Origin of the sequence: Desulfofundulus thermosubterraneus DSM 16057 (assembly GCF_900142025.1) — a bacterium.
Lineage (GTDB): Bacteria > Bacillota > Desulfotomaculia > Desulfotomaculales > Desulfovirgulaceae > Desulfofundulus > Desulfofundulus thermosubterraneus.
On record NZ_FQZM01000005.1, the window covers coordinates 82,615 to 98,596 of the forward strand.

At 55.4% G+C, this 15,982-nt stretch carries 11 protein-coding genes; 1 reads left to right on the plus strand and 10 read right to left on the minus strand.

Going from position 1 to position 15,982, the window contains the following annotated elements:
• Positions 1-16: 16 nt before the first annotated feature.
• The 3 genes from BUA65_RS02370 to BUA65_RS02380 all read right to left on the minus strand — a co-directional run bounded on the left by BUA65_RS02370 (position 17) and on the right by BUA65_RS02380 (position 4,966).
• Positions 17-1,195, minus strand: a complete 1,179-nt coding sequence (locus BUA65_RS02370) for an LL-diaminopimelate aminotransferase (protein ID WP_072867172.1) — start codon at positions 1,193-1,195, stop codon at positions 17-19.
• A 25-nt stretch (positions 1,196-1,220) separates the two neighbouring features.
• Positions 1,221-2,063 carry a diaminopimelate epimerase gene (dapF, locus tag BUA65_RS02375; protein ID WP_072867173.1) on the minus strand — a complete coding sequence of 281 codons (843 nt, stop codon included), beginning with the start codon at positions 2,061-2,063 and terminating at the stop codon, positions 1,221-1,223.
• A gap of 155 nt (positions 2,064-2,218) precedes the next feature.
• Positions 2,219-4,966: a calcium-transporting P-type ATPase, PMR1-type gene (locus BUA65_RS02380; protein WP_072867174.1), complete on the minus strand. Its 2,748-nt coding sequence runs from the start codon at positions 4,964-4,966 to the stop codon at positions 2,219-2,221.
• A 302-nt stretch (positions 4,967-5,268) separates the two neighbouring features.
• Here BUA65_RS02380 and BUA65_RS02385 point away from each other — a divergent pair, with 302 nt between their 5' ends.
• Positions 5,269-7,026: an Rqc2 family fibronectin-binding protein gene (locus BUA65_RS02385; RefSeq protein WP_072867175.1), complete on the plus strand. Its 1,758-nt coding sequence runs from the start codon at positions 5,269-5,271 to the stop codon at positions 7,024-7,026.
• Between the two features lie 26 nt (positions 7,027-7,052).
• Here the strand turns inward: BUA65_RS02385 and bioB are convergent, their stop codons facing one another.
• From bioB to BUA65_RS02420, 7 genes are all read right to left on the minus strand, one after another.
• Positions 7,053-8,027, minus strand: coding sequence for a biotin synthase BioB (gene bioB, locus BUA65_RS02390; protein WP_072867176.1), 975 nt, complete (start codon positions 8,025-8,027; stop codon positions 7,053-7,055).
• A 273-nt stretch (positions 8,028-8,300) separates the two neighbouring features.
• Entirely contained in the window at positions 8,301-9,677 is a 1,377-nt protein-coding gene (gene bioA, locus BUA65_RS02395; protein ID WP_341349596.1) for an adenosylmethionine--8-amino-7-oxononanoate transaminase, read from the minus strand.
• Between the two features lie 197 nt (positions 9,678-9,874).
• Positions 9,875-10,618 carry a dethiobiotin synthase gene (gene bioD / locus BUA65_RS02400; protein WP_072867178.1) on the minus strand — a complete coding sequence of 248 codons (744 nt, stop codon included), beginning with the start codon at positions 10,616-10,618 and terminating at the stop codon, positions 9,875-9,877.
• Entirely contained in the window at positions 10,618-11,187 is a 570-nt protein-coding gene (locus tag BUA65_RS02405; RefSeq protein ID WP_084061987.1) for a biotin transporter BioY, read from the minus strand. The genes bioD and BUA65_RS02405 overlap by 1 nt, the downstream gene beginning before the upstream one ends.
• A gap of 198 nt (positions 11,188-11,385) precedes the next feature.
• Positions 11,386-12,525 (minus strand): alanine racemase, encoded by a 1,140-nt coding sequence (gene alr, locus BUA65_RS02410; RefSeq protein ID WP_072867179.1) that lies wholly within the window; start codon positions 12,523-12,525, stop codon positions 11,386-11,388.
• 174 nt (positions 12,526-12,699) lie between these two features.
• Positions 12,700-13,845 carry an alanine dehydrogenase gene (ald, locus tag BUA65_RS02415; protein WP_072867180.1) on the minus strand — a complete coding sequence of 382 codons (1,146 nt, stop codon included), beginning with the start codon at positions 13,843-13,845 and terminating at the stop codon, positions 12,700-12,702.
• A 421-nt stretch (positions 13,846-14,266) separates the two neighbouring features.
• Positions 14,267-15,625, minus strand: coding sequence for an alanine/glycine:cation symporter family protein (locus BUA65_RS02420; RefSeq protein WP_072867181.1), 1,359 nt, complete (start codon positions 15,623-15,625; stop codon positions 14,267-14,269).
• Between the last annotated feature and the right edge of the window lie 357 nt (positions 15,626-15,982).

The window sequence follows — 15,982 nt, forward strand, 5'->3', positions numbered from 1 at the left end:
CTCCTGCAACGCGTTTTTAGAATCTTACTGGCCCGAGGTTTTTCTTAATGCGTTCCACTGCTTCTTTTAGACGGGCGGTATCCACAGTAAGGGACATCCGGAAATAACCCGCTCCATTGGCACCATAACCGGTACCCGGCGTTATCACAACGCCAGCCTTTTCCAAAACCAGCTCGGTAAAGGATTCGCTGGTGTGCCCCGCCGGAACGGGAGCCCAGACATAAAAGGTTGCCTTTGGTTTTTCCAACTTCCAGCCCAGGGAGTTCAAGCCGTCCACCAGGATGTCCCGGCGCTCCCGGTAAAGGGCGTTAACCCGGTCAATAACCTCCCGCGGGCCGTTTAACCCCGCCATGGCGGCATACTGGATGGCCTGAAATTGTCCGGAATCCAGATTTGACTTCAGGCGGCCCAGAGCTTCGATAACTTCCGCGCAGCCTGCGGCCCAGCCAATCCGCCAACCGGTCATATTAAAGGGCTTGGAAACGGAGCTAAACTCAATACCTACCTCCCTGGCGCCGGGGACTTGTAAAAAGCTTGGCGGCCGGTAACCATCAAAGGCCACTTCCGAGTAGGCCGCATCGTGACAGACCAGGACGTTAAACTCCCGGGCAAAAGCAACCACTTCCGCAAAGAAAGACTCACTGGCCACCGCCCCCGTGGGGTTGTTGGGATAATTTATAAACATCATTTTAGCCCGCCGGGCCACTTCTGTGGGGATGGTGGCCAGATCGGGAAGGTATCCCCGCTCGGCCTTTAAGGGCATATAGTAGGGCTCCGCCCCGGCCAGGATGGCCCCCCCTGCATAAACAGGATAACCCGGGTCTGGTACCAGCACCGTATCCCCGGGGTTGAGGTAGCACCAGGAAATATGGGCGATGCCTTCCTTGGAACCAATAAGGGTGACCACTTCGGTTTTGGGATCCAGCTGTACTCCGAAACGTCCGGCATACCAGTTGGCCACTGTCTGGCGATAGCTGAGCATACCTACAGAAGAGGGATACTGGTGGTTGGCCGGGTTACGGGCTTCCTTAATCAGTTCCTCGATAATGTGGTCCGGGGTGGGTTGATCCGGATCGCCTATCCCCAGGCTTATGATGTCTATCCCGGCAGCCTTTTTTTCCTCGATCAACCGCTCAATGCGGGCAAAGAGATAGGGGGGTAAGTTTTTTACGCGTTGCGCCTGTTCGAACCGCAAAATCAATACCTCCTTACGCACACTACTACGAACAGGGAATCTGGCCGCAGAAGATTTCCTCTGCCGGTCCGGTCATATATAGATGATTGTCTTCCTTCCATTCAATGAGGAGGGTTCCCCCCGGCAGGTGAACCTTGACCTCACGGTCCGTATAATTGTTCAACACACCGGCCACCACCGTGGCACAGGCCCCGGTACCGCAGGCCAGCGTAGGCCCCGCCCCCCGCTCCCAAACCCGCACCCTTACCTCGCTCCTGTTTAAAACCTGCACAAACTCCACGTTGGTTTTACGGGGGAAAAGGGGATGCTTTTCCAGCTTCGGCCCCAACCCGTACAGGTCTACCTGCTCCACATCGGGAACAAAAAGCACACAGTGGGGATTGCCCATGGAGACGGCAGTTATATGGAAGGTTTGCCCCTCCAAAACCAGGGGTTCTTTGATCACCGACCCCGGAGGGCCGATCATGGGAATGTCCTGCCGTTCCAAACGGGGGATGCCCATATCCACCCGCACTGCGGCCACCCGCCCGTTCTCCAGCACCAACCGGGGCACCATCACGCCGGCCCTGGTTTCGATATGCATTACTTCTTTTTTAATCCCGCCCCGCTCGTAGAGATATTTGGCCACGCAGCGGATGGCGTTGCCGCACATTTCTGCCTCGCTGCCATCGGAGTTAATGACTTGCATGAAAACATCGGCCCTGGGGCTTGGGTGGAGGAGCACCAGACCGTCGGCCCCGATACCAAACTGGCGGTGACAGAGCCGCCGGGCAGATTCAGACAAATTCTCCCCACCCGGCCATTCCTGTTTTACCAGATCGACCAGGATAAAATCGTTTCCCAAACCATGTACTTTGAAGAACTGCAATCAGGTAAGCCCTCCTTAAAGAGATACTGTCTCCTAACCCTCCCGCGCTTGGAGACAGTACCCCTAAACCGTATTATTTCCTTTAGCCGGAAGGGATAAAATTAATACTTCGCCCTGTCCGGTAGTTTTCCTGCAAAAGATCCAAAAATTTGGCCTTAGACTTTAATATACATTATTTTTTCCCTGGCCCGCAACTGCAGGTGCCTGAAGGCAGTACTAAATAAGGGCGGGGCCAGTGAGATTAGAATAATTACCAGCCACTGGGGAGCATCCAGGGGCACGGTATGAAATACCGGCTGCAAATAGGGTACATAGGTAACCGCTAGTTGCAAAAATATGGAACAGAGTACTGCCCCCAGCAGGTGGGGATTTGAGAATAACCCCACTTCCCAGATGGTATGATGTTCCGAACGACAGGCAAAGACAAAAAACAGCTGGGAAAATACCAGGGTATTAAAGGCCATGGTCCGGGCCAGATCCAGGTGGCCGTGACCAAGGACATGAACTCCGGCAAAGACCAGCAACGTGCACAGACCGATGGCCAGGCCGCTGCCCAGGATACGCCAGGCCAGGCCGTGGGCAAAAATGCTCTCCCGGGGGTGCCGGGGCGGCCGGTACATGATATCGGTATCAGGCGGATCCACCCCCAGGGCCATGGCCGGCAACCCGTCGGTAACCAGGTTCATCCATAATATCTGAATGGGCAAAAGGGGCAAAGGCAATCCGGCCAGCACGGCAAAAAACATGACCAGCACCTCCCCCACATTGCAGGAAAGGAGGTAACGGATAAACTTGCGGATATTATCGTAAATACCCCGCCCCTCCTCCACGGCGGCCACAATGGTGGCAAAATTATCGTCGGCCAAAACCATGGAGGAGGCCTCTTTGGTTACGTCCGTACCGGTTATGCCCATGGCGATACCGATATCCGCTTCCTTAATTGCCGGAGCATCATTGATCCCGTCTCCGGTCATGGCCACCACGTAACCCGCCTGCTTCAACGCCCGAACGATACGCAATTTATGCCGCGGCGACACCCGGGCGTATACCGCCACTTCCCCCACCATCTGCTTCAACTGATCATCATCCAGCTGGTCCAGTTCTCTTCCGGTTAAAATGCGCCCCTGGCTTCCTAAAATACCCAACTCCTTGGCCACGGTTGCAGCGGTAAGGCGGTGATCCCCGGTAATCATCACCACCTTGATCCCTGCCCGGCGGCAACGCTGCACGGCGGTCACTGCCGCTGGCCGGGGCGGGTCGATCATCCCTGCCAGACCCACAAAAACCAGGTTTCGTTCGACCTCCGTCTCCGTCAACTCGCCCGGGGGTTTGGGCCCCAGCCTACACCAGGCCAGGGCCAGGACCCGCAGGGCGTCGGAAGCCATGGTGGCATTCTGACGTAAAATTTCCTCCCGCTGGCGGGGTGTTAAAGGAACTACCCGGCCGTGGCGGTAGTGGTGGGTGCACAGTTCGAGCACCACATCAGGGGCCCCCTTGACGTAGGCAACCAGGGTACCGTCGGCTTGCTTGTACACCACGGACATGCGCTTGCGCTCGGAATCAAAGGGGAACTCCATCACCCTCTGCTCGTGGCGTTCCAGTTCTTCCCGCCAGAAGCCTGCCTTGGCCGCCATGATCAGCAGCGCCCCTTCGGTAGGATCGCCGTTGATGGTCCAGACGGGGGATTCCCGGCGGGCCAGGCTGCGAAACAATCCCCCTATGGAAACCCCGCTGCGGGTAAGCACCGCATTATTGCACAAGGCGGCAATCTTGAAAAATAATTGGAGCTCCTCAGCACGGGGGGACAGCGAGGTGATGACTTGCCCCTTGGGATCATATCCTTCACCAGTAAACTCCAGGGGAACCTGGCCCACCACGGCCCGGCGCACCATCATTTCATTCTGAGTCAGGGTGCCGGTTTTGTCGGAACAGATCACCGTAGCACAGCCCAAGGTCTCTACCGCCGGCAATTTGCGAATGATGGCCCGGCGCCGGATCATGCGCTGTACCCCGATAGCCAGAGTGACGGTAACAATGGCGGGCAACCCCTCGGGAATGACCGCCACAGCCAGACTGACTCCGGCCAGAAACATCTGGTAGGCCGGCTCACCACGGTAAATGCCCACCGCCACCACCAGGGCACAAACCAGCAGGCAAAAAGCCACCAGTCCTCGTCCCAACTGGGCCAGGCGGCGCTGCAGGGGGGTCTCTTCACTCCCCGCCTCTTGAATTAATCCGGCAATGCGGCCCATCTCGGTGGCCATTCCCGTGGCCACCACTATCCCCTTACCCCGGCCCCGGGTTACCACCGTTCCCAGGTAGGCCATGTTACGGGCATCTCCAGGGGTAACCCTGCCCGGAATGGGCTCTACCTTCTTTTTAACGGGGGCGGACTCACCCGTAAGGGCAGACTCCTCTATCTCCAGGTTTACCGCCTGCAATAGCCGCAGGTCCGCCGGCACCCGATCTCCCGCCTCCATTAAAACCAAATCCCCGGGCACCAGTCCTGCGGCGGGGATCTTTTGTTCCATCCCCTCCCTGATTACCCGGGCCTCGGGAGCGGTAAGCTCTTTTAAAGCCTCCATGGAGCGCTCAGCCCGGTATTCCTGGACACAGCCCAGGATGGCATTGATGATCACAATGACCATGATGGTAGCGGCGTCCACAAACTCTCCCAAAAAGCCGGAGATCATGGTAGCCGCCAGCAAAATTAAAACCATGAAATCTCTAAACTGTTCCACGAACATCCGCCATAAGGGCACCCGCGTTGCCCTGGCCAGTTCATTGGGACCAAAGCGGGCGGCTCTCTCCCTGACCTCCCGCTCATCCAGGCCCCGGTGCGGATCGGACTGGAACACCGCTACCACTTCTTCGCCAGTTAAGGAATACCATTGTTCCGGCATTGGCCCTCACCCCTACCATTGCGGTTTGTCCCACTTAAACATATGCGCATTACCTGGCAAAAATAACCTCCGGGAGGCATGGTCCAAACTATCCCTTTGCTAAAGTTGGCAAAGGGGGCGGGGCAGCAAAAAACCGTTTACGAAACGTGGCGCGGTGGTAAACAAACCGCGTGCCTTGGGTAATCCTGTCGATATTGGTGCGGTAAGGAAAAACGGTAGCAGAATCCTTGCCCGTACCTTGCGGCCCGCCGGCCGGAAGTGATAAACTGTTTGGTAGCATGCCAGTGGAAAGGAAGTCTTCTATGCCCTTTGATGGACTGGTAATGGCAGCAGTACGCAAAGAGTTGGAAAGCGAACTGCTCGATGGACGCATTGACAGGATCTACCAACCTTCTCCCCTGGAGATACATTTGCTCACCCACCGCCCGGGCACCCGGGCCCGGTTGTTGCTTTCCGCTCATCCGGAAAACGCCCGGGTACACTTAACCGGGCGGGTAAGGGAAAACCCCCCATCTCCACCGGTATTTTGCATGGTCCTGCGCAAGCACCTGGAGGGAGGCCGCATCCGGGGAATCCACCAGCGGGGGCTGGACCGGGTACTGGTTCTCCAGGTTCAAAGCTACAACGACCTGGGAGAACCCTGCTTGAAGGAACTGGTATGTGAAATCATGGGGCGGCACAGCAACATTATTCTGGTTAACCCCGGTACAAAGCAAATTATTGACGCCATAAAGCGCTATACTTACGCCGTCAGCCGCCACCGGGAGGTTTTGCCCGGGCGGGAATATATACCCCCGCCGGAACAGCATAAACTAAATCCCCTTGAACTGAAAGAAGAGGAATTCCGCCAGGCGTTGCTCGAAGCTCCCCTGGAAACCCCCGTAGCCGCTGTTTTGCAGCGTATCCTGGATGGGATCAGCCAGGTAATGGCCCGGGAGATCCTTTACCGGGCCGGGCTGGCGCAAGACCTTATTCTGGATCATTGCGGGGAACATGAACTAGTGGTTTTGTGGCAGGCAATTCAACAAATGGCCGGTGCCATTGCCCGGGGAGAATTCCAACCTTCCCTGGTGCTGGACGAACAGGGCAGGCCCAGGGAATTTGCCGCCTTTGATTTAACCCATTTTCACGCTTTCACCCGCCGGCAGGGCAACATGAATGCTTTAGTCGACCTCTTTTATACGGCCAGGGAAGAAGATCAGGATTATCAAAGTAAAAAACATTCCCTGCTTACCGTTGTGCGGCGGGAGATGGGTCGCCTATCCCAAAAGCTTTCCCTGCAGGAGGAAAGCCTGGCCAAAGCCGAACGTGCGGAAGAATATAGAATCCTTGGGGAACTGCTCATGGCCAACCTGTACCGCCTGGAAAAAGGTCTTAGCGAGGTTATCCTGGAAAATTTTTACGATCCGGAAAAAAAGATGGTAATCATCTCTCTCGATCCCCGCTTGAACCCGGTGCAAAATGCCCAGGCCTACTTTAAAAAATATACCAAGGCCAAACAAACCAGGGAGGAAACCGGGAACCGGATCGAGCAAACCCAAAGGGAGCTGGAATATTTAAAAGGCGTAGAAACGGCCATTATCCAGGCCACAACCGTACCAGAACTGGTGGAAATCAGGGAAGAACTGGAGGAGCAGGGCTACTTGAAGCCGGCAAACAGGGAAAAGAAAAGGGAACCGGAAAAACCCCGGCCCCTTGTTTTTACTTCCAGCGATGGTTTTACCATCTTAGTGGGACGGAACAACAAGCAAAACGACTACCTCACCCTGCGCCTGGCCAAAGGTGAAGACGTCTGGCTGCACACCAAGGACATCCCCGGTTCCCACGTGCTCATTCGCACCGGCGGACGGACAGTACCGGAAACCACCCTGGCCGAAGCTGCCTCCCTGGCCGCTTACTTCAGCCGGGCCAGGGAATCGCAAAACGTGCCGGTGGATTATACCATGTGCCGAAACGTACACAAACCCCGGGGAGCCCGTCCCGGCTACGTTATATATACCGGACAGCGCACCCTCACCGTTAATCCCGATCAGGAACTGGTAGAAAGGCTCAAGGCGTAATCGCCGTAATCGCACCTTTTTTGGGATCAGCCCCCGGCAGCCAGCCTTAACCCCGCGGCGGCTATCATGTCCAGGTCTTCTTGTACTTCATTGCCCCGGGTGGTGAGATAGTTGCCGATCATCAGCCCGTTAACGGCCACCTCCAGGGCTTTTTGCTGCTTTTCCCCCAAACCGGGCTCCCTCCCCCCGCACAGGCGTAAAACGGCCTGGGGCATGATCAGGCGGAAAAGGGCCAGGGTTTTGAAGATTTCCTCTACCGGCAGGGACTTTTGTCCGGCCAGGGGCGTGCCGGGAATGGGATTTAAAATGTTTACCGGAACTGATGTTACCCCCAGTTCCCGCAGCTCCAGGACCATTTCCAGCCGGTCGGCCATGGCTTCCCCCATGCCGATGATCCCGCCGGAACAAACCTTTAATCCGGCCGCCTGGGCGGCCCGGATGGTGGTCACCCTCTCCTCAAAGGTATGGGTGGTGCAGATGTGGGGGAAATAACTCCGGCCGGTTTCCAGATTGTGATGATAGGTGGTTACCCCGGCTTCCCTTAAACGCCGTGCCTTATCCCCATCAATGATACCCAGGGAAGCACAGAGTTCCAGGCGGGTTTCGGCCCGTAGCACCCGGTAAATGTCCAGCACCCGCCCAAAATCCTGCTCTCCAATGCCCCGGCCGCTGGTCACCAGGGCAAAACGCCGCGCCCCGGCGGCTTCCATGCGCCGGGCCTTTTCCAGGGCCTCTTCCGGCCCAATCAAAGGATAGGTTTTCGCCCCGGTCCGGTAGCGGGAGGACTGGGCGCAAAAACGGCAGTCTTCACTGCAAAGACCAGACCGGGCATTAATGATGGAACAGAGCTCCACCTCCCGGCCCCCGAAGCGCTCGCGTACCTGCCGGGACAAGTCCAGCAGCTCCCCCAGCTTCTCCGGCAGCCAGCCGGCCAGGGTAAAGGCTTCTTCCCGGGTTAAGCCCTCCCCTTCCAGGACCTTACTTTTTATCTCCTGCCACATAAGCTAAAACCCCCCAAAGATTTTCAACTAATTATCCAGGCATGGGGTGTAACCGCTTTTTTAGGGTTGGAACGAAACTTTTCCATTGTTCACTTGAGCTACTTATGCTGTAACTATCCATGAGGAAAAAGGCTTCCGGCGCATATGCAACGCTGCCAGGTTCGCTTCGAGGCAAGCCGATGTTTCGTTCGGCCCGTAGCACGGAGCGACGAGAGGGACGACCGCCGCCCCCGGGCAGTTATGCGACATTATCAAGTATGGGATTAGGTCTATTTACTTACCCGTGACCACGGCTATGGATTCATAAGTGATCTCCAGGACCTGGTTCAGTTCCTCTTCCGACATGGCCAGTACGGGCATGAGCACGATCACATTGCCCAGGGGACGGATAACCAGCCCCCGCCGGCGGGCTTCCAGGATTACCCGGTGGCCCACTTGCTCCTCCAAAGGGTAAGGTTGTTTGGTCTTTTTATCCGCAACCAGCTCAATACCCACCATCATGCCCCGCTGGCGGATGTCCCCCACATGGGGTAGCTCCCAGAAACTTTCCAGCTTGCGGTGCAGCAGTTCTATTTTAGGTTGCAGGGCGGCCAGCAAGTTTTCCTTTTCAAATAACTCAATGCTGGCCAGGGCGGCAGCACAGGCCAGGGGATTGCCCGTGTAGGTATGGCCATGATAAAAGGTCTTGCATTCCTCCGGTGTACCCAGAAAGGCGCTGTAAACTTCATCGGTAGTAATGGTGGCAGCAAGGGGAAGATAGCCCCCGGTAATACCCTTGGCCAGGCACATTAAATCGGGAGAAACCCCTTCGTGTTCGCAGGCAAAGAGCCGACCTGTCCGGCCGAAACCCACCGCCACCTCATCGGCAATCAGCAGAACGTTGTACCTGGTGCATAGTCCCCGCACCCGGCGAAGGAAACCCTCCGGTGCGGTAATCATCCCGGCGGCCCCCTGAACCAGGGGTTCGATGATCACGGCGGCAACCTCCTGTTGGTGCTCCTTTAACAACTCCTCCAGCCGGTCTGCACAGGCCATCCCGCAGTTTTCCCTTTCTCTTTCCAGCGGGCAGCGATAGCAATAGGGAGCGGGAGCATGCAGGCATTCGAAAAGCAGAGGCTTAAAGATACCGTGAAAAAGGGGCATGCCACCCACGCTGACCGAACCAATGGTGTCCCCGTGGTAGGCTTCCACCAGGGAGATGAACTTCGTCTTGCTGCGGAAGCGCCCCCCTTCCTTTTGCTGCCAGTATTGAAAGGCCATTTTTAAGGCAATCTCCACGGCGGTGGCACCGGCGTCGGAGTAAAAAACTTTATTTAGTCCCGGGGGAGTAATCTCAACCAGCTTTTTGGCCAAAAGGATCGAGGGAACGTTGGCCAAACCCAACAGGGTAGAATGAGCTATTTTATCCAGCTGTTCTTTGATAGCCCGGTTTAATGCGGGATGACAGTGGCCGTGTATGGTCACCCAGAGGGACGAAACTCCATCCAGGTAGCGGTTTCCCTCTACATCAATAAGGTAGCTTCCCTCACCCCGGGCAATGATCAAAGGTTTTTCCCGGACATATTGCTGCATCTGGGTAAAAGGATGCCAGACGTACTGCTTGTCCCACTGTTCCAAAAGGACGGGATCGTATTTAGTCAAATCCAGCACCTCCGGAAGAAATAGACTGGATAAATGCCCGGTTGGCTGCCGCCCAGCACTCACCCAAAAATATGACTATACTACCGGCGTTCCAGGTTTAAATGGCACATCGGGTTTCGAAAAGAGCCAGTAATCATGGTGAGTGCTGGGTCCACTCGCCCATTTTAAGCGGCAACGTTTTCATTTCATCCTGGGAGCAAGCACGTTTATCCTGTACCAGTGCACCCGCAAATCCGGGGAACCAAATCTTCCCAGAACACAGTGTTTTCCACTGTCTCCACCAGCCCGTCAGCGCTCCCCTCTTCCACACTGACCCCCGGCAAGTAGGGTACTATCCCCAGCACGGGCACGCCGGTCATAGCTGCAATAATCCCCGGGTTGTCCTTTTCCGCAGGACCCGCCTCCCCCGCTTTTAGGCCGTTAATAATTATTCCGGCCACGGGAATACCTCTGTTTTGAGCATAGGCTACGGTCAGCACGGTATGGTTAATGCTGCCCAGCCCCGGGCGGGCCACCACCAGCAGGGGCAGGGAAAGCTCCCGGGCCAGTTCGGCCACGGTAAAGTCGGGACCGGAAAGGGGTACACACAACCCCCCGGCCCCCTCTACCAGGACCAGCTCGTAGCGTTGAAGCACTTCCCGGCAAAAATCCACCACCCGTGATGGTTCAACTCTTTCCCCCGAAAGCTTTGCGGCCAGGTGAGGGGAAACAGCAGAGGTAAAACGATAAAGGTTCAGCTCATCTATGGACTGGGGTAGGCCGGCCACATGACGGTAAAAAACTACATCCTCGGGGACTAACCGCCCGTTGGCCTCAATTGCCCCGCTCTGTACCGGTTTTATGGCTACGGCATCAATACCACGGCGACGCCAGACCCCCACCAGGGCGGCGGTGATGACTGTCTTGCCCACACCGGTATCAGTACCGGTAACCAGATATCCCCTGCCCATTAAAACACCTCCCGGTGGACCGGATTGACGGATTGTAGTGTCTTATATATCCTGCCGCCAACCAGGGAGGCCACCAGGGATAAAAACAAATCCCCCGGTGCACAGACAATGGCTCCAAACCATACCGCCTGGGCCAGGGTGAAGGGTTTTTGGACCACGTAATTTAAAATTATGTACAGGTGGATCACTCCCAGGACGTAAACCACCACGAGCCCGGCCATACTGGCCAAAAAATAACCGGGTACACCCTTCTCCCTCACCTTTTCCACAACCGCCCCGATAACGTAAGCACCCAGGGCAAATCCCACCAGGTAACCAAAGGTAGGCTGCAGCACGTAGGCCGGGCCGCCACCCTGGGCAAAAATGGGTAGTCCGGCCAATCCCAGGGCAAGATAGATTACCTGGCTCAAAAAAGCCAGCCGCTTGCCCAACAAAAGCCCGGCAAAGAGGACAAAGAGAAACTGCAGGGTAAAGGGCACATAAGGAATGGGAATCTTAATGAAAGCTCCCACTGCCGTCAGGGCGGCAAACATGGACACCAGAACCATTTCTTTTACCGACAGCCGCAAAACTCTATCCCTCCTATCGTTAACCATTGATAAATGTTTGGTTAACAAATAATATACAAAAACCTTTTCCTCAAGTCAACCAAAATTGCCTTAGTTCTGGAAGGCCGTTCTCCTGGGGGCACTGTTTGGGCCAGACAACCGTTGCCTACAAAACTGCAAACTGGGCCGGGTTTAACCCGGCCCGTTCAGCCATCCTGTTCAATCATTAAGATAAATACGCGGTACCCGCTTACTGATCAAGCAAACCATCTCATAATTAATTGTGCCCATATGGGAGGCCACTTCCTCAACGGCTAAAAACTGCTCCCCCTGCACTCCAAAGAGAACGACCTCGTCCCCCGGCAGCACCCCCGGAATCCGGGTTACGTCCACCATGCACTGGTCCATGCACACCCGGCCCACCAGCGGGACCCGCTGCCCGTGAATTAACACTTCGGCCTTATTGGACAACAGCCGGGACCAGCCGTCGGCATAGCCAAGGGGGAGAGTAGCAATAACCGAGGGGCCGGTGGTGGTAAATTTACGGCCGTAGCTAATGGAAGTACCCGCCGGGACACGTTTTACATAAGCTATCCGGGCTTTTAGCTGCATGGCCGGTTTTAAATCAATTACCCGCCGTACATCAGGAGAAGGCCACAGGCCGTACATAATAATACCCGTCCGTACCATATCCAGATGCATTTCCGGTAAATCCAGGGTGGTGGCACTGTTAGCCACGTGTTTAAACGGTATAGCTACGCCCCGGGCTTCAATGCCGGCCAGTGCTTCTTTAAAGCGGTCAAACTGCCAGCGGGTGTAAGCTTTGTCCTGTTCGTCGGCACAGGCCATGTGGGTATAGACACCTTCGATAAAGATACCCGGCAGCCGGGATACGGCCTCAGCAAAATCCGGTGCCTCAGAAGGGAAGACTCCAATACGGCCCATACCCGTGTCCACCTTTATGTGTACCCGGGCGGTTTTCCCCGCGGCTACGGCAGCAGCAGAAATGGCCTGGACTACCTCCAGGGAAAAAACGGTCTGGGTCAAATCATGCTCCACCAAAAAGGACGCCTGTTCCGGGGGGGTATAACCCAGGATCAGGATGGGGGCGGTTATACCTCCCCGGCGCAGGGCCAGGGCTTCATCCAAAATAGCTACGGCCAGGCACTCGGCGCCATTGGCCAGGGCTACCCGGGCCACAGGCAGCGCCCCATGACCGTAAGCATCGGCCTTGACCACGGCCATCAGCTTTGTACCCGGTTGAAGTAATTTGCGGATCTCCCGCACGTTATGGGCAACGGCCCCCAGGTTTACCTCTGCCCAAACAGGACGGCCGTTGCTGCAACTTCCGGTGATCATAGCAGAACCCCTTTTGGTACCATGTTAAAAACCTGAAGCGGTAATCGTCCCTTCCACACTCTATCCGAACATAAGTCAGCCAGGTTCTTTCTCAAAATTATAACTCTCAAAATTATAACATTAACAGGCCCTTTACTTATTTGACTGCTCCGCAAACCACCAGGCAAGTACGTGTTAGGCAATGCGCATTAAATCCGCCGGCACATCCATCAGTTCATGCAGCGGGGTATACTCCAGATTCAGGGCTTCGGCCACGGCCTTGTACGTTACCTTGCCGTCCATTACGTTCACGCCCCGGGCCAGGGCAATGTCGTCCTTGACCGCCTGGGCCAGGCCCTTACTGGCCAGCTCCAGGGCGTAGGGCAGGGTAACGTTGGTCAGGGCATAGGTGGAAGTCCGGGCGACCGCACCGGGCATGTTGGCCACAGTATAGTGAATGACCCCATGCTTGATATAGATTGGATTGGAGTGAGTGGTCACCCGGTCGGCAGTTTCCACACAACCACCCTGGTCAATAGCCACATCCACAATAACGGACCCGGGTTGCATAGTTTTAACCATCTCTTCCGTGACCAGCTTGGGAGCCCTGGCCCCAGGGATGAGTACGGCCCCAATGACCAGATCAGCCTCCTTAACGGCTTCCTTGATGTTATAACTTGTGGAGATGAGGGTTTTTATGCGGGGACCGAAAATATCGTCCAGATAGCGCAAACGTTCGGCATTCTTATCGATAATGGTTACATCTGCCCCCATGCCCACAGCAATTTTGGCCGCATTGGTACCCACGGTACCCCCGCCAATGATGACCACTTTAGCCGGAGGCACGCCGGGAACCCCGCCCAGGAGCACCCCGCGACCACCGTAGGGTTTTTCCATAAACTGGGCACCAACCTGGACGGACATCCGACCCGCCACTTCGCTCATGGGCATGAGCAGCGGCAGGGTACCCCGGTTGGTTTGAATGGTTTCGTAGGCAATGCCCGTAACCTTTTTGGCCAGCAGGGCCCTGGTAAGTTCCGGCTCAGGAGCCAGGTGCAGATAGGTAAAGAGTAACTGACCCTCTTTAAATAAATCGTATTCTTCCGGCAGGGGTTCTTTAACCTTCATGATCATGTCGGCCTGCTCGTAAACATCCGCCTTGGTGGGCAACATGCGGGCGCCGGCAGCCACATACTCCTCATCGGTGATGCCGCTGCCCAGACCGGCCCCGGCTTCAATGACCACCTGGTGTCCCGCTTTAACCAGGGTTTCTACACCGGAGGGGGTGATACCAACCCGGTTCTCATTATCCTTTATTTCCCTGGGCACACCAACGATCATTTTCCGTACCTCCTTTAACAGCGTACATACATAGCTCTACCGGTTACTATTCTTTTGAGCAATCATTTCCCCTTGAGGTTTTTTTATCTACTTATATCGGAAATTTATCTTCACTATATTACCTGCATCTTTTCCACTCATTTTTGCCAGCCTGAATCGCACCAAGGTGGGCTTACGCCAAACTTGTACCCCGGATCAGCCTACAGGACAGTCCCAAACAAGAAAGAAGGAGCCAGAAAGTAGTGCACATTGTGACAACTGGATTTCCCCAGATCCGGACCTTCTACACCAGATGTGATGTCCAATGTACTCCTGCTATGGCTCCTTGGCGCAAAATATTTTGCTTATAGAGACATCTAAGGCCGAGCCTCCACCGACATAACAGCCTTTAAAAACAAACTTGAAGGATTAACCCGTAACACTAACGGGACAGGGTTTGCTCCAGGGAGGCCTCCAGTGACCCTTCCCACAGGTATTTGCGGGTTTCCGAAACCAGTACGCCGCTCAACCCTATGAGGGCAATCAGGTTGGGTATGGCCATCAACCCGTTGGCAATATCGGCAAAGGACCACACCAGGGGCAGGCTGACCACGGAACCGACAAAGCAGGCAATAACCCACAGCACCCGGTAGGGCAAAACGGCCCGGTAGCCCAGCAGGTACTCGACGGCCTTTTCGCCGTAATAGGACCAGCCCAGGATGGTGGAGTAGACGAAAGTCAACAGGCCGACGGTGAGAGTGATGGGGCCGATGATGGGCACCATGGCAAAGGCGGTTTTCGACATGGCCGCACCCTGAAGGCCGCTTTGCCACGCGCCGGTGGTCACCAGTACCAGGCCGGTCATGGCGCAAACAATCACCGTATCCCAAAAGGTACCGGTCATGGACACCAGGGCCTGCCGCACCGGGTTGGTGGTTTGCGCCGCGGCGGCCACAATGGGAGCACTCCCCAAACCGGATTCGTTGGAGAAGAGGCCCCGGGCCACCCCGTAGCGAATGGTCATCATCACGGTAGCCCCCGCAAAACCACCGGCAGCGGCATGGCCGGTGAAGGCGCTTTTCAAAATAAGGGCAATGGCCCCGGGAATGGCCTGGGCATTCATAATTAAAATGATCAGGCAGCCCAGCACGTAGAAAAAGGCCATGAAGGGCACCAGCTTCTCGCAGGCGCGGGCAATGCTCTTGATACCGCCCAGGATGACCAGGGCCGTAAGAACGGTAAGTGCCAGGCCGGTGATCCACGTCGGTATTTTAAAGGTCTCGTATACCATGGAGGCCACCGAGTTGGCCTGCACGGTTACGCCAATCCCAAAGGCGGCAATGGAAGTAAAGAGGGCAAAAAGAATGCCCAGCCAGCGAGCCTTCAAGCCGCGTTCCAAAACGTACATGGGTCCCCCGGCCATGGTTCCGGCTGGAGTTACGACCCGGTACTTCACCGCCAGCAGGGCCTCGGCATATTTGGTGGCTATGCCGAATACCCCGGTGATCCAAACCCAGAACACAGCCCCAGGACCGCCGGACGCTACCGCCGTGGCCACCCCCACAATATTGCCGGTGCCTATGGTAGCCGCCAGGGCAGTGGCCAGGGCTCCGAAATGGCTTATGTCCCCCTGGCCTTCGGCTGTACGGGTAATTGAAAGCCTGATTCCCCGGCCGATGTACCTTTGAATCCCCCGTAATCTCAGGGTGAGAAAAATATGAGTACCAACGAGCAAAATTAACATGGGGGGACCCCAAACGATATTACTTAAATTCCCCAGTAATTGTTCCAGTGTTTCCATGGTTCTCATCCTCTCCTTGAACTGAAAATGGGCTGCTTACGCAAAAATAGCCTTGGTGGATCAAAGAAAATCATGTCCGCACTCAGGATAATCATGACAATGATTTAATCAGCGCAAATCAGAACTCAAAATAACCACAGGCCTTTACGTTGATCAGGTTGACCAGGATCAAAATTATTTTTAACATATCAACTCCCGTTTTCATCCCTCCGTTTCGTTATATTGTTGAAATTTCCCTGTTTGGAATTTCCTGATTGATAAGATTAAATTAAATTTTCGACAAATTGTCCCTTCCCCCTTGAAAGTTATAATACCACCCTTGGTGTATTTTTGACAAAGACTTTCAATACACCAGTG